Source organism: Devosia sp. T2-14 (assembly GCF_055397495.1).
The window spans coordinates 1011694-1032500 of sequence record NZ_AP027921.1 but is presented as its reverse complement, the minus strand read 5'-3'; the positions used below and the strand labels follow the sequence as shown (position 1 = coordinate 1032500).

The 20807-nt window shown below is 62.2% G+C and carries 15 protein-coding genes and 2 rRNA genes (1 of these 17 running past the window's edge); 8 read left to right on the top strand and 9 right to left on the bottom strand.

Features of this window, described 5'->3' with window-relative positions:
• Together ACZ5WT_RS05025 and rrf are read left to right on the top strand one after the other, a co-directional pair.
• Positions 1–2571 (top strand): 23S ribosomal RNA (locus ACZ5WT_RS05025) (it extends 152 nt beyond the left edge of the window).
• 131 nt (positions 2572–2702) lie between these two features.
• Positions 2703–2818: ribosomal RNA gene (gene rrf / locus ACZ5WT_RS05020) — 5S ribosomal RNA — on the top strand.
• Between the two features lie 450 nt (positions 2819–3268).
• Here the strand turns inward: rrf and ACZ5WT_RS05015 are convergent.
• Both ACZ5WT_RS05015 and ACZ5WT_RS05010 read right to left on the bottom strand, forming a co-directional pair.
• Positions 3269–4912, bottom strand: coding sequence for a Na/Pi cotransporter family protein (locus ACZ5WT_RS05015; RefSeq protein ID WP_464286292.1), 1644 nt, complete (start codon positions 4910–4912; stop codon positions 3269–3271).
• 44 nt (positions 4913–4956) lie between these two features.
• The gene (locus ACZ5WT_RS05010) at positions 4957–5700 is read right to left on the bottom strand and encodes a glucosamine-6-phosphate deaminase (RefSeq protein ID WP_464286291.1); all 744 of its coding nucleotides are present in this window, start codon (positions 5698–5700) and stop codon (positions 4957–4959) included.
• 154 nt (positions 5701–5854) lie between these two features.
• Here ACZ5WT_RS05010 and ACZ5WT_RS05005 point away from each other — a divergent pair, with 154 nt between their 5' ends.
• From ACZ5WT_RS05005 to ACZ5WT_RS04990, 4 genes are all read left to right on the top strand, one after another.
• On the top strand, positions 5855–6820 hold the full coding sequence (locus ACZ5WT_RS05005) for an extracellular solute-binding protein (protein WP_464286290.1): 966 nt from the start codon (positions 5855–5857) through the stop codon (positions 6818–6820).
• A gap of 65 nt (positions 6821–6885) precedes the next feature.
• Positions 6886–7893, top strand: coding sequence for a hypothetical protein (locus ACZ5WT_RS05000; protein ID WP_464286289.1), 1008 nt, complete (start codon positions 6886–6888; stop codon positions 7891–7893).
• A complete protein-coding gene (locus tag ACZ5WT_RS04995) occupies positions 7893–9029 on the top strand; it encodes an ABC transporter ATP-binding protein (RefSeq protein WP_464286288.1) in 1137 nt (378 codons plus the stop codon). The genes ACZ5WT_RS05000 and ACZ5WT_RS04995 overlap by 1 nt, the downstream gene beginning before the upstream one ends.
• Positions 9026–10723: an ABC transporter permease gene (locus ACZ5WT_RS04990; RefSeq protein ID WP_464286287.1), complete on the top strand. Its 1698-nt coding sequence runs from the start codon at positions 9026–9028 to the stop codon at positions 10721–10723. The genes ACZ5WT_RS04995 and ACZ5WT_RS04990 overlap by 4 nt, the downstream gene beginning before the upstream one ends.
• Before the next feature lie 57 nt (positions 10724–10780).
• On the opposite strand, the gene ACZ5WT_RS04985 is transcribed toward ACZ5WT_RS04990, so the two are convergent.
• From ACZ5WT_RS04985 to ACZ5WT_RS04965, 5 genes are read right to left on the bottom strand one after another with little or no spacing between them, the layout of a single operon-like run.
• On the bottom strand, positions 10781–11980 hold the full coding sequence (locus ACZ5WT_RS04985; RefSeq protein WP_464286286.1) for an AGE family epimerase/isomerase: 1200 nt from the start codon (positions 11978–11980) through the stop codon (positions 10781–10783).
• Entirely contained in the window at positions 11977–13239 is a 1263-nt protein-coding gene (locus ACZ5WT_RS04980) for a neutral/alkaline non-lysosomal ceramidase N-terminal domain-containing protein (RefSeq protein WP_464286285.1), read from the bottom strand. Before ACZ5WT_RS04980 ends, ACZ5WT_RS04985 begins: the two co-directional genes overlap by 4 nt.
• Positions 13236–14381, bottom strand: a complete 1146-nt coding sequence (locus ACZ5WT_RS04975) for an N-acetylglucosamine-6-phosphate deacetylase (protein ID WP_464286284.1) — start codon at positions 14379–14381, stop codon at positions 13236–13238. Before ACZ5WT_RS04975 ends, ACZ5WT_RS04980 begins: the two co-directional genes overlap by 4 nt.
• On the bottom strand, positions 14378–15151 hold the full coding sequence (locus ACZ5WT_RS04970) for a sugar isomerase domain-containing protein (protein ID WP_464286283.1): 774 nt from the start codon (positions 15149–15151) through the stop codon (positions 14378–14380). Before ACZ5WT_RS04970 ends, ACZ5WT_RS04975 begins: the two co-directional genes overlap by 4 nt.
• Positions 15148–15921: a 6-phosphogluconolactonase gene (locus ACZ5WT_RS04965; RefSeq protein WP_464286282.1), complete on the bottom strand. Its 774-nt coding sequence runs from the start codon at positions 15919–15921 to the stop codon at positions 15148–15150. The genes ACZ5WT_RS04970 and ACZ5WT_RS04965 overlap by 4 nt, the downstream gene beginning before the upstream one ends.
• Positions 15922–16077: 156 nt before the next feature.
• Between ACZ5WT_RS04965 and ACZ5WT_RS04960 the strand changes: the two genes are divergently transcribed.
• Positions 16078–17076, top strand: a complete 999-nt coding sequence (locus ACZ5WT_RS04960; RefSeq protein ID WP_464286281.1) for a LacI family DNA-binding transcriptional regulator — start codon at positions 16078–16080, stop codon at positions 17074–17076.
• A gap of 9 nt (positions 17077–17085) precedes the next feature.
• On the opposite strand, the gene ACZ5WT_RS04955 is transcribed toward ACZ5WT_RS04960, so the two are convergent.
• Positions 17086–17844 carry an N-acyl amino acid synthase FeeM domain-containing protein gene (locus ACZ5WT_RS04955; protein WP_464286280.1) on the bottom strand — a complete coding sequence of 253 codons (759 nt, stop codon included), beginning with the start codon at positions 17842–17844 and terminating at the stop codon, positions 17086–17088.
• A gap of 126 nt (positions 17845–17970) precedes the next feature.
• On the bottom strand, positions 17971–20283 hold the full coding sequence (locus tag ACZ5WT_RS04950; protein ID WP_464286279.1) for a putative bifunctional diguanylate cyclase/phosphodiesterase: 2313 nt from the start codon (positions 20281–20283) through the stop codon (positions 17971–17973).
• A gap of 231 nt (positions 20284–20514) precedes the next feature.
• Between ACZ5WT_RS04950 and ACZ5WT_RS04945 the strand changes: the two genes are divergently transcribed.
• On the top strand, positions 20515–20805 hold the full coding sequence (locus tag ACZ5WT_RS04945) for a 4a-hydroxytetrahydrobiopterin dehydratase (protein WP_464286278.1): 291 nt from the start codon (positions 20515–20517) through the stop codon (positions 20803–20805).
• The last annotated feature ends 2 nt before the right edge of the window (positions 20806–20807 follow it).

Here is a 20807-nt window from a genome sequence, read left to right as displayed (position 1 = left end):
GGAGCAAACCTGGGGAACTGAAACATCTAAGTACCCAGAGGAAAGGACATCAAAAGAGACTCCGTTAGTAGTGGCGAGCGAACGCGGACCAGGCCAGTGGCCTCGGTGTAAGAACGGGAACAACATGGAAATGTTGGCCATAGTGGGTGATAGCCCCGTACCGGTAGAAAGCATCGAGGTCCTCGAGTAAGGCGGGACACGTGAAATCCTGTCTGAACATGGGTAGACCACTATCCAAGCCTAAGTACTCGTGCACGACCGATAGCGAACAAGTACCGTGAGGGAAAGGTGAAAAGCACCCCGACGAGGGGAGTGAAATAGTTCCTGAAACTGGATGCATACAAACAGTCGGAGCCCGCAAGGGTGACGGCGTACCTCTTGTATAATGGGTCATCGACTTAGTCTAACTAGCAAGCTTAAGCCGTTAGGTGTAGGCGCAGCGAAAGCGAGTCTGAATAGGGCGTGAAGTTAGTTGGATTAGACCCGAAACCAAGTGATCTAGGTATGAGCAGGTTGAAGGTAAGGTAACACTTACTGGAGGACCGAACCCACGTAAGTTGAAAATTACGGGGATGACTTGTTCCTAGGGGTGAAAGGCCAATCAAACTTGGAAATAGCTGGTTCTCCGCGAAAGATATTTAGGTATCGCCTCGGACGAATACTGTGGGGGGTAGAGCACTGGATGGGCTAGGGGGTCTCACCGACTTACCAAACCTAACCAAACTCCGAATACCCACAAGTAATATCCGGGAGACAGACGGCGGGTGCTAAGGTCCGTCGTCAAAAGGGAAACAGCCCTAACCTACAGCTAAGGTCCCCAAGTCATAGTTAAGTGGGAAAGCATGTGGGAATGCTTAGACAACCAGGAGGTTGGCTTAGAAGCAGCCATCCTTTAAAGATAGCGTAACAGCTCACTGGTCAAGCGTTCCTGCGGCGAAGATGTACCGGGTCTAAAACTATGCACCGAAGCTTAGGGTTTGCACGTTTACGTGCAAGCGGTAGCGGAGCGTTCCGTAAGCCTGTGAAGCGGTACCTGTGAGGGGCCGTGGAGGTATCGGAAGTGCGAATGATGACATGAGTAGCGACAAAAAGTGTGAGAGACACTTTCGCCGAAAGTCCAAGGGTTCCTGCGCAATGCTAATCAGCGCAGGGTTAGCCGGCCCCTAAGGTGAGGCAGAAATGCGTAGCCGATGGGAACCACGTTAATATTCGTGGGCCAGGTGGTAGTGACGGATCGCGCAGGTTCGTATCCCCTTATTGGATTGGGGGTGCGATGAGCCGGTTCCAGGAAATAGCTCCACCAACATTGACCGTACCCTAAACCGACACAGGTGGACTGGTAGAGTATACCAAGGCGCTTGAGAGAACTATACTGAAGGAACTCGGCAAATTGCATGCGTAACTTCGGGATAAGCATGACCTCTGTTCAGGCAACTGGGCAGGGGTGGCACAAAAGAGGGGGTGGCGACTGTTTACTAAAAACACAGGGCTCTGCGAAGTTGCAAAACGACGTATAGGGTCTGACGCCTGCCCGGTGCCGGAAGGTTAAAAGGAGAGGTTAACGCCTTGAATTGAAGCCCCGGTAAACGGCGGCCGTAACTATAACGGTCCTAAGGTAGCGAAATTCCTTGTCGGGTAAGTTCCGACCTGCACGAATGGCGTAACGACTTCCCCACTGTCTCCAGTATAGACTCAGCGAAATTGAATTCCCCGTGAAGATGCGGGGTTCCTGCGGTCAGACGGAAAGACCCCATGCACCTTTACTATAGCTTTACGCTGGCATTTGTGTCGGCATGTGCAGGATAGGTGGTAGGCTTTGAAGCAGGGACGCCAGTCTCTGTGGAGCCGCAAGATGAGATACCACCCTTATCGTCATAGATGTCTAACCGCGGCATAACAGTGTCCGGGACAGCGTATGGTGGGTAGTTTGACTGGGGCGGTCGCCTCCCAAAGAGTAACGGAGGCGCGCGATGGTAGGCTCAGAACGGTCGGAAATCGTTCCTCGAGTGCAATGGCATAAGCCTGCCTGACTGCGAGACTGACAAGTCGAGCAGAGACGAAAGTCGGTCATAGTGATCCGGTGGTCCCGCGTGGAAGGGCCATCGCTCAACGAATAAAAGGTACGCTGGGGATAACAGGCTGATAATGCCCAAGAGTCCATATCGACGGCATTGTTTGGCACCTCGATGTCGGCTCATCACATCCTGGGGCTGGAGCAGGTCCCAAGGGTATGGCTGTTCGCCATTTAAAGTGGTACGTGAGCTGGGTTTAGAACGTCGTGAGACAGTTCGGTCCCTATCTGCCGTGGGTGTAGGAATATTGAGAAGAGCTGACCCTAGTACGAGAGGACCGGGTTGGACGAACCTCTGGTGGACCTGTTGTGGCGCCAGCCGCATTGCAGGGTAGCTAAGTTCGGACGGGATAACTGCTGAAAGCATCTAAGCAGGAAGCCTCCTTCAAAACTAGTATTCCCTTGAGAGCCGTGGAAGACCACCACGTCGATAGGCCGGGTGTGGAAGCGCAGCAATGTGTGAAGCTTACCGGTACTAATAGCTCGATTGGCTTGATCGTTCTCATTAATCTATGTCCGCATAGTGTGAGTTTGATCGGTACAAATAATACACCAGACATTGCCTCTTGCATGGGAAGGCAATGTCCAAATCAGAACCAAAACCAGAATTCACCCATACGTTTTTCGCTGACCTTGTGGTTTTTGCGAGGAGCCCAAGACCCGATCCCATCCCGAACTCGACCGTCAAATTCCTCTGCGCCAATGGTACTAAGTCTCAAGGCTTGGGAGAGTAGGTCGCTGCAAGGTCTGCCAAAAACGTATGGTCTCATTACGATCTCGAAACACATAAAACCCCAGTCAGAAATGACTGGGGTTTTTGCGTTTGAAACGCACACACCAAGGGGGGCGGACCAGCTTTTGCACCCCAATCCAGAGCAACGTCAAAACAACGCCAACCCTGGACCCAGCCGATCCTCGCAACTCGCGCTACCTCGGCGGCAGCGGATCAGTACTGTCCAGGCCCGCTCAGCTGCACATCCTGGCTGCATAACGCAACCGGCCATCCTGCTGCCGCGTATCGTCGGTTAGGGGCCGGCGCTAGCGAGACAAGGATGGCGCCGGGCGATGGGTTATCGACCAGGCTGCTTGGTGGGCGGAGTTGCCTAGATGCAAGTTGTCGGCGCGAGACGATGGCCGGAAACCATAGGCCAGTGCAGAGGCACCGGGATATGGCTGTGAATGGAAGGTGCCGCTCGCTTAGGCCCTACGCAGGCGGCTTTCGCGTAGCGCGCCTGTTTCCTCGAGGATAGCGTGGCTGACCGAGGCCAGGTGGGCGTTGATGCGCTTGAGATCGCGCAGGATATCGAGGTGGAGACCTGTCGTCTGAATGGTCTCGGGCCGCCCCTCGCGCAGACGGGCCAGGTGGCGTTGCGAGGAGAGGCGCTCCTTGTGCCGAATGGAAACCTTGCCTTCCATCAACCGTCGCGCGGCGTCGCCGTCGCGGCTGAGAAAAACGGTCTGGGCCAGTTGCAGGTTGTCGATGGTGTCGCGGAACAGGTCTTCGATTTCATCAAGGCCCTCTGTTGAGAAGGCCAGCTGGCGTTCGGACTTGATGATTGCCAATCGAACCAGACTACGTTCGATGATGTCGCCGACATGCTCGAGATTGACCGCATAGTCGATGATGAAGTGTGACTGCCGCGTCGAGGCGTCATCAAGCTGCTGACGCTGCAAGCGAGAGAGGTAGAGTTTGACCGCCTCCTGCAGGGTGTCGACCTTGTCGTCGAGCGCGTAGATCGCTCTAGCCGCTGTGCCGTCATTGGTGCTGATGGCGCTCAGGGCTGCCGCCAGCATCTTTTCTACCGCGTCGCCGATGCGGAGGGTTTCCCGCGTTGCCGCAGCGAGTGCGGCCGGCGGGTCGAGTAGGGCGGTTTCGTCGAGGTGGCGGGGGGCGTCGTCATCCTGCTGAGCCTTTGGCGGCATGATCCAGTTGATCAGTTTGGCAATCGGGGTGACCAGCAGCAGGAACAGCACGGCCAAGGCGATGTTGAAGCCGACATGGGCATCCACCACCAGTCGCGAGAGATCGTGATAGGTCGCGGCATATGGTTCGAGCCAGCCCAGCGCTGCCATCAACAGCAGCGAGCCGAGCCCCCGCACCACGAGGTTGGCAAGTGCAACCTGGCGCGCGGCCGTGCCCTCGCGATCGATCGCAAGGAGTGGCGGAATGGCGCCGCCCAGATTGGCCCCGGCGACGAGCATGAGGCAAAGGCCAGCGTCAATTCCGGCTGTGTTGGCGAGGGCCATCACGAACAGAACAACGGCAAGGCTGGATGCTGATATCGCGGCCATGCCGGCAGACAGGCCCAGCGCCACGATTGGGGCGTCCTGCAACAGAGCGAAGAAGGCGAGAACGGCCTCGGATTCGCGCATTGGATCGGTCGCTGCGCGCATCAATTTGAGCGAGAACAGCATCAGGCCGATGCCGATCAGGATCTCGCTGGTGCCCTGGCTGCGACTACCCTTCCGCAGGCCGCCGACTACGACGCCCGCGATGATGGTGGCAGGTGCCAGCCAATGAATGTCAAAGGCCAGCACCTGCGTCACCAGGCTGGTTCCCACATTGGCGCCGAGCATCACCGCCTGGGCCATGGCGAGGCTCATCATCCCCTGACCGGCAAAGGAGCTGACCATGATGGCCATCGCAGTGCTGCTCTGGAGCGCTAGTGTTATCAGCAGGCCCGCACCGAAAGCGGTGAAGCGGTTGCGGGTTGCCGAAGCCATGAAGGCGCGCAGCTGAGTGCCGAAGGCCCGGGTTACTCCACCCTTGAGCAACCGCAGCCCCCACAACAGGAGGGCCACGGCACCCGTCAGGTCGATGAGAACTATGGTCGAGGACACGCGTGCTCCCTTCTACGGGGCGGCGATGCGTCCCCTGTTAAACTCTAGTTGCGCGACGCCAGCTGCGCGGCCGACGCCTGGTCGAGATGCAGCGTGACGCGCGGATGCTGTTGCAGGATGGAGGCGGGCACGATTGGGGTGACGCTGCCCTCGACACTTGCCTGCACGGCCTTGGCCTTGCGGGCGTCCGGTGCCGAAATCACGATGGTCCCGCTCTTGAGAATCTGACGGACGCTCATCGAGACGGCGCGCAGCGGAACGTCTTCCAGCGTGGCAAACCAGCCTTCACCCATTTGCTGGCGGCGGCAGGCCTCATCCAGTGACACAACGTGATAGGGCGCTTCGGTCTCGAAATCGGCGGGGGGGTCGTTGAAGGCCAGGTGGCCGTTTTCGCCAATACCGGCAAAGCAGACATCAATGTCCACTGCCGCGATCCGCTGGTTGACGCGGGCAATCTCCACATCAAGGTCCGCTGCGTCACCGTCGATATAGAGAATGTCGCGCAGCGCAGGAAGCTGCTCGACGAAGCGCTCGCGCAGATAGCGGCGGAAGCTGGCCGGATGGCTCACCGAAATGCCGACATATTCGTCGAGGTGAAAGGCGGTGACTTTGGAGAAGTCCACATCGGCTTTGACCAAGTGCCCGAGCATCTCGAACTGGCTGGCCCCGGTGGCAACGATGATGTTGGCGCTGCCCTTTTCGGCGATGGCCGCCTTGATCGATTCTGCGCCCTGCTGGGCGGCTGCACGGCCGAGTTCGTCCTTCGTATTGTGAATGCTGACCTGCACGACAAAAACCTTCTCACGCTCCAACGAGCGGTTAGCCCATTGGAAAAACTGAACTTTCCTCCCCAATGTTAGCATGGTCGAAAAGTTACGCAACCGGTTGCAAAAAGTTCGAGAGTGTAGAACATTTGAATATCCGAGTGGTTTGGAGGAACCCATGAAGTTGAAACTGTTCGCTGCCCTGCTGACCGCAGGCACCATGATGAGCCATGCTGTCGTGGCCCAGGAGGGGCCGCTGGTCGTCTACAATCCGGCCGGTGACGCAGGCGAGTTGATCATTGACGCTTTCCGGGCGAAGTATCCCGGCGTCTCGATTTCGGCGATCAATGCCGGGGTGGGCGAATTGTTCACCCGCATGGCGGCCGAGAAGGCCAATCCGCAGGGCGACGTGGTGCTGTGCGCTTCAAGCGAGGCATTCCTTGCCAATCCGGGGCTATTCGCGGCGCATGAAAGCCCCGAGCTGGCTAATTTCGACCCGAGCGTCGTGGCGGCCGACCATTCGTTCTATGGCTGCTCGATGCCGCTGCAGGCTTTCATCATCAATACCAACCTGATGAGCGAAGATGCCTATCCGCGCAGCTGGGCCGACCTGGCCAAGCCGGAACTCGAGGGTAAGCTGGTGCTGGCCAATCCGTCCCTGTCGGGATCGGCCTATGCGCAGCTGGCGCAGATCCTGCAGCTGCATGGCTGGGAGGTGGCCGAGAAGGTGATGAAGAATGCCCGCTTCACCACCTCGTCGCAGAGCGTGTTCCAAGACGTGGGCCGTGGCGAAATCGAAGTCGGCGTGACCGGCGAAGTCAACGTCAAGACCATGATGGACGAAGGCTATCCGGTCGTGGCGGTTTATCCGACCGACGGCACCGGCCTGCGCTTTGACGCATCGGCTGTCATCGCCGGCGGTCCAAACCCCGACAATGCCAAGCTGTTCCTCGACTTTGCCAATTCCAAGGAAGCGCACGAGCTGATCGTTTCGACCAATCGTCGTTCGGTCCGCAAGGACGTCGCGCCGCCCGAGGGCCTGATGGCAACCAGCGATGTGCCGACCTTCCCGTATGACGATCAGCGCGCGGCCGACACCCGCGACGAAAACCTGGCCAAGTTCGACCAGCTGTTCAGCCAGTAAGCCTCGACTGCTCAGCGTGGAGTGCGTCTTGCGGCGCGCTCCACGACCACTACGGGTATCTCACATTGCTACATTTTGAAGGCTTCACGCAGGCCAAAAACCCCGACTCGCCCAATACCAACGAAGATCGCATCGTCGCCATTCCGGGGCGCGTCTATGCCGTCATCGACGGCGCCACCGACCTGAGCGGATTGCGCTACGATGATCGCCTGGGGCAGGGCGCCACTGGCGGGCATCTGGCGGCGCAGGCCGTGGCTGAAGCATTGGCCGCTGCCGGGGCTGGGGCGTTTGCCGCGCTGCCGGAACCCAATGACCTTATCGCATCGCTCAATGATGCCATCGCCGCGACGTACCAGCGGATCGGCATTCCTGTCGAAGAAATCGCCTCGGGTCGCCAGCGCTTCCGGGCCGCGTTCTCGGCCGCGCTGATTTGCGGCGATACCGTCCGGCTGATCGCACTGGGCGATTGCAGCATCCGGCTCAATGGCCGGCCGGTGCTCGATCATCATTTCCCGGGGGACACTGTCTTGTCGAAGGCGCGTGCTGCGGCCTGGGCGATCCTCGTCGCCAAGGGGCTCGATGTCGACAGCGTCCGCCCGGTGGCGCGCCAGTTCATCGTTCAGGGGCCGGCTTCGGGTCAGGCTCTGCCGGGACCGCTGACGGACGACGATCTCGCCGCCATTCTTGCCAGCGTGCGCGCCGATCCGGCCGTGCTGGACGCCTGTGGTCATGACCTTGACGTCGCCGATTTTATTCTCGGCGCCGGACTTGAGGGTATCCGCGCCAATCCGGGCGGTTTCGATGCCATGGTGCTCGACGGCGTCAGCGATGCGCAACCGGTTGTGCGCCTTCTCGATGTGCCGGTCGCAGACATCGAGACGCTGGAGCTGAGCTCGGACGGCTACCCCACCCAGCCCGCCACCGCAGATATCGCCGCCTGGGAGCAGTCCCTGGCAGAAGCCGACCGCATCGATCCCGACCGCATTGGCCCCCATGCCAGCACCAAGGGCCGCGTCGGGAAGAATTTCGGGGATGATCGCAGCATCCTCATCATCTACGCAGGAAAACACTAATGGCCTCAACTTCGCCGGCGCAAGCCCAGTTCTCGGTGCGCGATCTGACCAAGGTGTTCCAGACGCCGGAAGGGCCGTCGACCGCCGTCAAGGATGTGTCCTTCGACATTGCGGGCAATACCTTCTTCACCATGCTCGGGCCCTCCGGCTGCGGTAAGACCACGACGCTGCGCATGATCGCGGGCCTCGAGACCATCACCTCGGGGCAGATCCTGGCCAATGGCACCGATTTCCGCCGCAAGAACGCGTTCGAGCGCAATATCGGCATGGTGTTCCAGTCCTATGCGCTGTTCCCGCATATGACGGTGTTCGAGAATGCTGCCTATGGGCTGCGCCTGCGCGGTGCCGACGAGGCAACCGTCAAGCAGCGTGTCACCGAGACACTGGCCATGCTGCGCCTCGATGGCCTGGCGCAGCGCTACCCCGCCGACCTGTCCGGTGGTCAGCAGCAGCGCGTCTCGATCGGCCGCGCTTTGGTCTATCACCCAGATATGCTGCTGCTTGATGAGCCGCTGGCTAACCTTGATGCCAAGCTGCGCGTGGAAATGCGCGACGAAATCCGTCGCCTGCAGAAGACGCTCGGCGTCATGGCGCTCTATGTGACCCATGACCAGGAAGAGGCGATGGCGATTTCCGACGTCATCGCGGTGTTCTCCAAGGGCCGGTTGATGCAGCTGGGCGCGCCCTACGACATCTACGCTACGCCAACATCGCTGTTTGTCGCCGACTTTATCGGCAAGGCCAACTTCTTCCCGGTCAATATTGAATCCCGCGACCAGGGCCATGCTTCGGTGGTGGCGCGTGGCGGCGCCCGCTTTGCCGGGGCGCGGACCATTACGGCTGCTGCCGATGAAAGCGACTGGTTCTGCAAGCCGGAAGCGGCGCTGATGATGGCGCGCCCGGAAAAGATGTGGCTGGGCGCCGCCAATGAACGCAGCGATGAGGCCTCGTTCACCGGCCGCGCCGTGCGCATCCAGTTCCTTGGCACCTTCGTGCGCTACATGGTGGAAACCGATCAGGCGCGCAGCCAGGTTATTGTCGACCTGCCGGCCTTTGCCCCCGGCGTCAGCGAAGGCGATGCCGTGCGCTTCGGCCTCAATACGCAGGGCCTGGTGTTCGAGGAGGCTGCACGGTGAGCGATATCGCACTGAGTGCCGCCCGGCCCAAGCGGCGGCTCAATGTCACCCCCTATCTGGCGGGTGGCCTGACCATTTTCGTGCTGGTCGCCTTCCTGCTCTATCCGATCGGCACGACGCTGCTGAACAGCTTTGCTCCCTCGGGCGAGGCGTTCAACATCCTCAATGGCACGATCGAGAACTTCTCTCGCTTCTGGACATCGGCGATGTACCAGAAGGCACTGCTCAACACGGTCGTTATCGGCGTCATCGTCACCATTCTGGCGACGGTGGTGGCGGTGCCCGCCGCCTATTTCGTGGCGCGCGTGGATATTCCGCACAAGCCCCTGATCATGGCGCTGTCGATCATCCCTTTGATCTCGCCGCCTTTCATCGGCGCCTATTCCTGGGTGGTCCTGTTCGGCCGCAGCGGAATCCTGACGCAGTATCTCAACCAGTGGTTCGGCATTCAGATGCCGCCCGTTTACGGCTATTTCGGCGTCATCCTGTCGATGGTTCTGTCCAATTTCACCTATGTGTTCCTGTTCGTGCAGGGGGCGCTCACGGCGGTCGATCCGCATCTGGAAGAGAGTGCCCGGGTGATGGGGGCGTCGCGCTGGCGCATCCTGCGCACGGTGGTGCTGCCACTGGCCATTCCGCCCATGCTGGCGGGTGCGATGATCGTGCTGATCGAAGCGCTGGGCGAGTTCGGCACGCCGGCCGTCCTGGGTGGCGAAATGTATGTGCTGTCGACGCTGATGTACTTTCAGATCCACGGCTTCTTCAATCTCAACGCCGCCTCAGCGATTGCCCTCGTCAACGTACTGATCACGCTGGTCGCCATCCTGTTTCTCATTCGAGTCAACAAGAAGCGCCGCTTCGTGACCGTGGGCAGCACGACGCGGCGCGCGGCCCTGCAGACCGGGCGTGGCATCAAGATCGTCGCGAACCTCTATGTGTGGGGGCTCCTGACGCTCGCTCTGCTGCCGCAGCTGGTCGTGATCTTCACATCCTTTGCCGAGAAGTGGCCGGGTACGCTCTGGCCCACCAAGTTCGGCTGGGGCAATTATGTCTACGTGTTCAGCCGCATCGTCGAACCGCTGCAGAACAGCCTGATCCTGGCGGCCGTCGCCACCGTGCTCTGCGTCATCTTCGGCACGCTGACCGGCTATGTCGCCGAACGGAAGACCTTTGCAGGCAAGTGGGCGCTCGATCTCACCATCATGCTGCCATTCATCCTTCCGGGCATCGTGACCGGCGTGGCGCTGCTGGTGACCTATAATAGCGGGCCCATCGCGCTGACCGGTACGGCCGCGATCATCGTCATCGGCTATTTCGTGCGCCGCATCGCCTATATCTACCGCTCGGTGGTGGCAGCGGTGGCGCAGGTCGACCCCAAGATGGAAGAGGCTTCCACGGTTGCCGGCGCCAGCTGGGGCGTGACGATGCGCAAGGTGACGATTCCGCTGATTGCGCCGGGCATCCTGGCTGGCGCGATCATCGTCTTCACCACGCTCATCTCCGAAATGAGCACCACCGTCATGCTCTATTCGGCGCGCTGGAAGACCATTTCCATCGCCATCTATGAGCGTCTGGAAACCCAGGAAGTCGCAGCGGCCGCAGCGATCGGCTCGGTCACCATCGTGGTGACACTGGTGCTGGTTCTGGCCGCGACCAAGGTCATCGGCAAGTCAATGTCCGAACTGTTTTCCTGACTGGCACTGTTTCGCCGGAAACTTAAAGGCCGGTCTTGCGACCGGCCTTCTTTTTGTTCAGGCAGTGAGACGGTCGGCCACCCTGATGGCCGCCAGCAGACTGAGCCCGGTGTGATAGCCGGGATCGAGATCGGGCGTAGCCGGCACAAAGTCCAGCGGGCCGCAGGCCGTCATGGTCTGGTGGGCCAGGCCGCGGTCTGCGCGCCAGTAGTTGCCGAAGAACGCCGTGTCGGCCTGCCGCCAGATGGTGAGCGTTGCCGGGTTGCCGGTGCGCTCATAGGCCAGGGCCGCGGCGCGAATGGTTTCGGGCAGAGACCACCAGGGGCGCTTGGCGTCGAGCACCGCGCCGCTTGCCGCCGAGACCGAAAGCACCAGACCGGGCAGCCGCAGCCCCGAGCGGAACGAGGCCTGAAGGCTCGCCTCAAGCCGCTCGATCAGCTGGGCGGGCGCCGTCTGGGGCAGAGCCGCGAGCGCGAAACCCACGAACTCGATGCCGTGTCCGATATTGCAGGCATCAAGGCCCGGCACGTCGCGGATCAGCCCGGAAGCCGGATCGACATGGTTATCGAGAATGTGCTGGATGAAACCGGTGAGATAGTCGCCATGTGCATCGAGGCCGAAGCGCTGCAGCATTTCACCAGCGCCGAGCAGGATCATGCGCGGACCAAAGTCGGCCGCCTGCGCGCTGAGCGCCGCATCGCCCAGCGGACCCTTCTCGTTCATCTGGAAGCGCCCGGCGGGAATGGCGGCAACGACGCGCTGGAGATAGTCGAGATGTCCGTCGAGCCCCGGAAGGCCGAAGGCGGCCGCCGCGGCCACCAGCCCCTTGGCGGCAAAGGCGTCCGAATAGCTATAGATGTCGCCGGCCGCACATTGCGGCGTTCCATCGGGCAGGATCGGCATCCCATCCGCACCGTAGCAAAAATAGACATGACCATCACGCGCCTGCTCGGTGGCCAGCTCGGCATAGAGTGTCCGTGCCGCCGCATCGAGGCGCTGCGACAGGGCATCATCTATCCCGGCAAAGGCGCACGAATGGGTGACCATGGCCTCAAGCGCGCGGCCCTGGATCCAGCCATAGATGTAGCCGGGACCGCGCAGGCCATCCTGCGGCCCATAGTCGGCCATGGTAATGCTGTTGACCTTGGTGTTGATCCAGCGCCCATCCAACAGCGGCCGATCGAGCATCCAGCGCAGGCCCAGCGCATTGGCCGCGATGTAGCGTTCGCGGGCCCCTTTGATCCATTCCATGCTCATGCGGTTTTCCGCTTCATCTGGTCAAGCAGTCCGATGGCGGCTTGCGCCAGCTGCTCCGCGCTGCCGGGGGCAAAGCTGGCTGGCATGCCGTAGTAGCGATGGGCCTCTTCGACCTCGTAGCCGCCAAAGCCGTATTCTTCGCCGGGGGGCAGATAGCCCGGATTGTCATCGGCAAAGCCAAGCACGAATGCCTGCCCGCCCGGCCAATGGCCGCGCAGCGTCACGCCGGTGGAGGCAAAGATCTCGCCGGGCAGGCCAATGATGGGCAGACCGCCCCAGTTAAGCGCGCTGACGCGGGCGGAGAGCGGCGCCAAGGGTTCCCCCTGCGCCTTGTCGGCCCAATCGGCCCAGCAGGTCAGCAGCGACTGCCGCACCGGGTCGGAGTCGATGGCCTGTTGCCGCCACTGTGTCGCCAACTCGGGCAGCAGATCGCTCTCGCGCCGCTGTAGGGAGAGGCTCACCTGCTGATTGAGGGCGGCAATGGTGCCGGTCAGTGGGTGTTCTGGTGCGGCAAGGGCCGCCTGTGCGATGGCGTGTCCAATCCGCTCGGCGGTAGCAAAACTGCGATCGGGATTGGCCGCTAGTGTCACCGAAGCCTGCGCGGAGTGACCGGTATTAGCGTCGCCGGCGCAGCCCATGGCAAAAACGGCAATGGCGCCGGGGTGGGCTCCCTCAAGGGCGCTGCGGGTGAAATGGGGGTAGTCGGCCGTCCAGAGCCGATTGTCGGCAGCCAGCACCACCGGGTGGCAGGCATAGGCCATGAGCATGGCGATCATGCTGCCGTCTTCACTGCGAATACGCAGCACTGGCAGCGCCTTGTCGGTAATCCCCTGCGGATGGCGCCGGTTGCGGGCGACATCGGGATCAGACCCCATGCCGATGCTGAGGCGGGCGGGTGCGGCGCTTGCGACGGCGCGGTCGATAGCGGCGACGCAGCCATCTTCGAGCTGGCGCAGATAGCCGGGATCGGCGTGGCCAGACAGGCGGTTGTTCATCGATACCGGTCCGCCATGGGTGTGCGAGGCCGCGATCATGACGTGGCCATCCGGCAGGCAACAGCGCGCGCGAATGCGGGCGCTCATCGCGGCATCAATGCCGATGACATCGGCCACCAGCAGGGCCGTGTCGTTGATGGCAATCGCCCGCGCGGTCAAGGGGTCATGGGCGCCGGTGGCCGGCTCGGTGCGGGCGACAAAGCCCGACATGGCCAGCCCGGCGGGCGGGGTGATGTCGACCACGGCAGCTCCGGCACGAATCATCGGGCAAACACCCTCTCACCGCCGACATAGGTTTCCCGGATCGCCAGCTTGTCGTCGCCTGGCTGCCAGTCAAAGCAGATGAGATCGGCAGCGGCTCCAACCTCGAGCTGTCCCCTTCCGCCGCAGAAGCGGCCGGGATTGCGCGACGCCAGCATCAGTGCATCGGCCAGCGACAGGCCTGCGAGGCGGGTGGCAATGGCGACATTGGCGATGAGCGGCAATCCGGCACCCGCCAGATAGGGCGTATCGGCGACGCCGATGCGGCCATCGGCGCGCACGTCAACGAGGCCCCCGATCGGGTTGGCATAGCGTCCCGCCGGCATGCCGCCCAGTGCCACGACGTCCGAGACCAGCACGCTTCGCTCCAGCCCCTTGGCCCGCAGCATGGTGGTGAGGGCATCGGCGGGCAGGTGAAAACCGTCGGCAATGAAGGTCGCAGTCAGATCGTCGGCCGCCAGTTGCGCCCAGAGGAAATTGGGATGGCGCGGAATCTGCGCCGCCGAGCCATTGCCCAGATGGGTGGACAGCACAGCCCCTGCCGCGACGGCGGCGCGGACCTGGTCGGCGGTGGCGCCGGTATGGCCCAGGGCGACATGCACCCCCTGCTCGGTGAGCGCCGTGATGTAATCCGTCACGTTCGGATAGTCCGGCGACAGGGTCACCATGCCAACCAGCCCGCCGCAGGCGGCCTGCCAGCGGGCAAATTCTACGAGGCTGGGCGCCCGGACATGCTCGAGCGGATGGGCGCCGCGCGGCCCGTCCTCGCGGCCGATGGAGGGCCCTTCCACATGCGCATAGGGGATCATCGCCGCTGCAACCGGATTGCTGCGGCGTGCCTCTGCGATGGCGGCCAGAGCCGCAATGATGGCAGCTTCCGACGCGGTGATTACCGTGGGCAGATATGTGGTGACGCCGAGGGCCAGCAGCGTCTCGCACAGAGCGGCGACGGTTTCGGGGGTCACCTTGCCATCGTTGAGGTCATGGCCGGCATAGCCGTTGACCTGCAGGTCGATCAGGCCCGGCGCGATGTAATGCTGCACCGGCGCTTCCGCCGGCGCAATGTCTACGATCACCCCGCCCGAGACGGTTATGGCGACGGTTTCGCCTGATTCCGGCAGGCGGCCGGTGATCGTTGTCGTCATAGCCAGCGGACCCGGTTCCGGAACTTGGCGATGAACCGCCCGTTGAGCGCGTCGCCATCGGGGGCGTTGCCGCTGCGCCAGACCGGCGGTTCGATGCCCTGATCGACCAACTTGGCCACGGTGCGGATGACCAGCGAGTTGAGCGCATAGGCATTGGCGAAAGTCGAGATGGCGGCAATGTCCTGGCTCATGCCGTCGAGGCGCAGCACGGCATCGCCGATAGGCACCTTGCAGTCGATGGCGATATCGACGAGGTCGTGCAGGTTGGCGCGCGTGGGGTGGCGTGCCGGATGCTCTGCCCGTGTCGATTCCGCATGCTCGCGCGAGCTGACACCGATCAGGAATACGCCGTTGCGCCGGGCTTCGATGGCAGCGTCGATCAGCGCGGCATTGATGCCGTAGGCGTTGACGAGGATCAGCAGGTCCCCTTCGCCCAGCGTCTGGTCGGCAATCACCGCCTTGGCATAGCCGGGCGTGCGCTCGATGGCCATGGAGCGCAGCGCCCCATTGGACAGCAGCGTGCCCTCGTCGAGAATGGCGCTCACATGCATCAGGCCACCGGCACGGAAGAATATCTCCTGCGCGGCCAGGTTCGAGTGTCCCCCCGGACCATAGACATGTACCAGCCGGTCGGCGGTGATCTGCTCTGCCACGCGCTGAGCGGCGCGATCGAGGCTGTCGCGCTCCTCCGCGAGAATGCGGCGCATCAGGGCCATGGTCGTGTCCAGATACTGGGCGCAGAGGGCATCGGCGTCGAGGGCTTGGGTCATGGTGCGGACTCGTTGTCGAGATAAAGGGTACAGTCGGAATGGGTGCGCAGGATACTGGCCGGGCAGGCGGTTTCGATCGGGCCCGTCAGGGTGCGGATCACCGCGTCGCGTTTTTGCGCGCCGGGCACCACGCAGAAGAGACCCTTCGCGCGCATCAGGCGGGGAACGGTGAGAGTGAGTGCCTGGCGCGGCACGGCATCAAGATCGGGGAAACACCCATCGCTCACCTGCTGCTGGCGGCACACCTGATCGAGCGTCACGATCTTGACGTCGAGGGGGTCGGCGAAATCGGCCACCGGCGGGTCATTGAAGGCGATATGGCCGTTGATCCCGATGCCGAGGCAAACCATGTCGATGGGGGCCTCAGCCAGCAGGGCCGCGTAGCGCGCAGCGGCGGCTGCCGGCTCGGGTTCAGGTGTGAGGGCATGGACCGCCCGGAAGGGCAGGCGGCCGAAAATATGGGCCTCCAGCCAGCTGGCAAAGCGCTGCTGATGGCCAGTCGGCAGGCCGATATACTCGTCCATGTGAAAGGCTGTGACGCGCGACCAGTCGATCCCCGAGGCGGCAATGAGCCGCTCGAGCATGTCGGCCTGGCTGGGTGCGGCGGCAAAAATCATCCGCACCTGCTCCTGCGCGCCGAGCAAAGCGCGAAGGCGCGCCGCGATATCCTGTGCCGCAGCCGATCCCATTGCCGCGCGGGTGGCGGCGCGGTGCACCGCGATGCCGCCGGCAGGAGCTGTGATGTCGGCCCGATCTTGGTTGGTAGTCATAGTGCGTCGGAATTCCCCAGTGGTCGCGAGAGTGGTGCCAGCATTTAACGCAACCGGTTGCGCGTCAAGTCAGATTGGCCGATTGTAGTGGGATAATAGTGTTCCCTCTGCCGGCCTCGCTTGGCAAAACCTGCAGCCGAAGGCACAAAGTTCGTCATGGTTCAAAAACCGCCCTCGCGCTCCGCGCCAACGATCAGCCAGGTGGCCGCCGCAGCAGGCGTTTCCCGGTCCACGGTGTCGCGTGCTTTTTCCCGGCCGGAAGCCATTGGGCAGGCCACTGCCGACCGCATTCGCGAGCTGGCCCGGGAGATGGGCTATGCGCCAAACCACACCGCGCGCGCCCTCAGCACCGGCCGTCACGGCAATATCGGGCTCATCGTACCCGATGTGTCCAACCCCTTCTTTCCTCCGCTGATCCGCGGCGCGCAGGTCGAGGCCGATCGCGCCGATTTCTGCGTGTTCCTGGGCAATTCGGACGAGAATCCCAACCAGGAGGCCAAGCTTCTGGAGCGGTTTTCCGGGCAGGTGGAAGGGGTCGTCCTGGTGTCGAGCCGTCTTTCCGACGAGCAGATCATCGAAGCGGGGCAGTTGCGCCCGATCGTGTTGGTCAACCGCGACGTCGAGGGCATTCCCCGCGTGCTGATCGACAGCAGCATTGGTGTGTCCGAGGCGGTGGCGCATCTGGTGGCGCTGGGCCATCGCAACATCGTCTATGTCAGCGGCCCCAGCAAATCCTGGTCGAACCGGCAGCGGCGCAATGCCTTCAAGCGGGCGGTGAAGCTGGCCGGTATCGAGGCCAGCATCGTTTATGCCGATATGGCCAACTACGAATCGGGCCGCGCCCAGGTGCCGAAAATTCTCGCGGCTGGCGCAAGCGCGGCCATCTGCTTCGACGATCTGATGGCGCAGGGCGTCATGGGCGGGCTTGCCGAGCGCGATGTGCCGGTGCCCGCGCGCTTCAGCGTCATCGGCTGCGACGATGTTATCGGCGCCACCACCTATCCCGCCCTGACCAGCGTGTCGAGCCCGACCCTGCAGGCCGGCCGCACGGCCGTTTCAATCCTGCTCGACCGGCTGGAAGACAATACGTCCCAGGACATTCGCTACACGCTCGACACCCGCCTCGTCACCCGCCAGACCACCGGCCCGGTCTGACCAGCGGGTCTATTCGGCCACGGCGTTTTCGATGAGGCGCAGGCGGTGAGCGAGGCGCGCGGTGGGAGAGACGATCTTGCGGGGCCCAAGGCCTGGCCCGAATAGTGCTTCGCGCTCTTCCTCGGTCGACATGAAGAAGGGGAAGCGGTCGGCAACGCGGTTGCGGATCACGGGCACTTCGGCGGCATAGAGGCAGACCGGAAAGCGCAATTCTCCCCAATAGCGCTCATCGCCCAGCCGTTCCGAGCCGAACACGCGGCGATAGAAGGCGGCATGTTCCGGGCGCACCGAAGAGATGCAGTAGCGGACGGAAAAGTGCTCGCTCGCCATGGCGACGATGCGCAGTGTCAGATAGGGCAAAGCCGGCAGGGCCAGCGAGGCATCGTGGTCGGCGGTGAAGCGGCTGGGGTCGATATAGCCGTCGCCCCGATCCAGCATAGGCTCGAGAATCTCAGGCCAGATGGTGCGGCTGGGGGAGATGCGATTCTGTTTGGTCACATGATGGAAGCGCAGCGAGCTGACCAGCGTGCCGTCGATATAGACCCCGAAGCAGTAGCAATTATCCGCGTTGTCATAGTCGTCGCGGGTGATTTCCTGAGAGTTCACCGGGATGAAGTCTTCGCGGCGATACGCTTCATAGCGCAGGCGGTAGACGGGATCGAATTGCTCGTCGATCGAGACCCGGCGATACTCGACCCGGTCGAGCAGATCTATCAATGTGACAGCAAAACGAGACGCGCTCGATTGTGGCTGGGACGCCGCACTCATTACCAATTGCCCCCAATGAACGCGCGGACCTTAACTGTTTATTCACCATACTGACACGGGGAAAAACGCGGGCTGTGGACCGGTCCGGCTGTTTACCGGGGCAAATATTTGGCTTAACGCAAAGGGTTAACGGGCATTAACCATCGTAGCGATTTGCTTGGGCGCGGCATTCAACCGGCCGATCAGTTCGCCGATATCGCGCTCGGGCAGGGGGCGGCTGAAGAAATAGCCCTGCACCTGCTGTATCTGGGTATGCTCCAGCATGGCGTTCAGCTGCTCTTCGGTTTCCACGCCCTCGGCGATCACCGTCAGGTCGAGGTCGCGGCCAAGGCGCGCGACATTGGCCAGCAGGCGCAGCGAGCGGGAGTTGGTAGCGATGTCATCGACAAAGGAGCGGTCGATCTTGAGCTTGGTGAAGGGCAGCGCGTTGAGATAGCTCAGCGAGGAATAGCCCGTGCCGAAGTCATCGAGCGCAATGGCAATGCCCTTGCCTGCCAGCTCGGTCAGCACGCGGTGGGCAATCTCGCGCTCCTCGATGACGGCGGTTTCGGTCACTTCGATTTCCAGTCGTGACGGAGCGAGCCCGGAACGGCTCAGCACGCCATTGACCAAAGCGCCGAGGTCGCTGCCGCGGAAGTCGCGGGCCGAAATGTTGACCGCCACGCCCACGTCGCCCGGCCACTGCGCGCATTGCGCCGCGGCGCGCTCGATCACCCAGTTGGTGATGTCGGAAATGAGGCCCATTTCCTCGGCTAGCGGAATGAAGGTCGACGGCGGAATGGACCCCAGCTCGGGGTGGTCCCAGCGGGCCAGCGCTTCGCAGGTCACCACCTTGCGGGTAGTGATATCGAGCAGGGGCTGGAAGGCCAGCGAAAGCGCGCCAATGTGAACGGCCTCACGCAGGTCGGTCTTGAGGCGCTGGCGGTAGTGATAGTCGATATCCATCTGGGCGTGGAACACCTGGCTGCGCGCCTTGCCGTCGCCCTTGGCCGAATAGAGGGCCAGGTCAGCCTTGGTCATCAACCCTTCCAGCGGGTCGAGTGGATTTGCGCTGGTGGCCAGGCCCACGCTGACCGTCACGGTCAGGGTCAGGCCTTCGAGAACGAAGGGCGGAACAAAGGCGGCCAGAATGGCGTCGGCATCTGCCTGCGCCAGACCCTCCTCGGGCGTTCCGATCTCGGCGCGGTACATGACAAATTCGTCGCCGCCCAGACGAGCCAGCATGGCTTCGCGCGGCAGTGCATTGCGCAGGCGGCGGGCCACCTGCATCAGCAGCTCGTCGCCCACGATGTGGCCGAACGTGTCGTTGACATGCTTGAAGTCGTCGATGTCGATGAGCATCAGCGAAACGGTACGCGGACGGGCGCCGTTGAAGCGCCGTGCTTCCATGTCCTCGGTGGCGAGTTCGCCGAAATAGGTGCGGTTGGGCAGGGCGGTCAACGTATCGTGGCGCGCCATGAAGTTGATGCGCTCTTCGGAGGCCACGCGGTCGCTGATGTCCTCGAACAGCAGCACGCAGCGCTCGTTGCGCGAGCTGACGGTGACTTCGAAATAGCGATTGGCCGGAAGGCTGAGCAGCACTTTACCCGACGTGCGGGCGCGGATCAGGTCGGCCAGGCGGTCAATGGTAGTGTGTGGCAGAGTCTTGTTTTCGTTGAGGTCATCGAGCATGACGCCAAAATGGCGTCCAACAGGATTGGGCAGGCCGACCAAGGCGAACAGCCGGATGGCGCGTTCATTGGCCACCGAGATGACGCCGCGCTCGTCCAGCATGCACAGGCCGTGTTCGAGCGTGGTCATGGCCATGTCCAGTTCCGCGGCCAGGCGCGAGGCTTCGACGCGCCCATGCACGGCGCTGAGCAGGATGGACCGGATGTCGCCCGCCAGCTTGCGGAAGCTGGTGAGCATGACGAAGAGCAGGATGGCCAGGACGGGGTGGTAGCCATCGCCGCGCAGCAACAGGCCTACCGAAAGCGGCACGATGACCAGCAGCATCTGCAGGAAGACCAGCCGGTCGAGGCCGAAATTGCGGGCGCAGATGCCCACCATGGCGGCGATGGTCAGCGTGGCGCTGACCAGTTCGGCATAGGGATCCTGGACGACAAGCATGGCGACGAGGCACCACAGCCCATAGACGGCCCCTAGCGCCGAGCCGAGCCAGACGGCGCGGTCTTCCCACTGCTCGGCGGCGTCGGCATCGTCATTGTCGATGGCAGCGCGCCAGAAGGCGGTCATGTTGAGGTAGCGGGCAATGCCGATGACCACGAACAGCAGGGCAACGAGATAGAGGGCGATCGACTGCGTGCGATAGGCCGAGAGGCCAGCCGCAAACGCGCTGGCAAAAGCGCCAGCCAGCATCGCCCGACGGTCCCCATAGACCGAGCGGATGATCGACACATAGTCGATGGCCGGCATTGTCTTGCGCGAGGACGTAAACACCCTGTTCCCCTTTCAAGCCATTACAACGCCGCAGGGATTAAGATCGCCTTGCCGCGCCGCAACGGCGAGGCCCTCAAGACAATTTCCCTCTGGCAGGGTGAACAGCAATTTAATGATATAACTGAAGTTTTTCCACAATGGGGCGGAAGCTCATGCCCGTTCATTGCCACGGAAGCGTCGTTTTGCGCTCCTATCCATAAGGACCATACACCCGGCAGAGGAGATGACAGCATGGTCGAGAAGTTGACCGTCAAAGAACGCGAAGAAGGCCTGCGTGGCCTCAATGGCTGGGTCTATGATGCGGCGGACGATGCGATCGAGCACGTCTTCAAGTTCAAGGATTTCTCCGAGGCCTTCGCCTTCATGAGCCGGGTGGCGCTGGCGGCCGAAAAGGCGGGCCACCATCCCGATTGGACAAACCGCTACAACAGCGTCACCATTCGCCTGTCGACCCATGATGCGGGCGGGCTCAGCGCCAAGGATATCGCACTGGGTCGGGCCATCGACCGGATCATCGACTGACC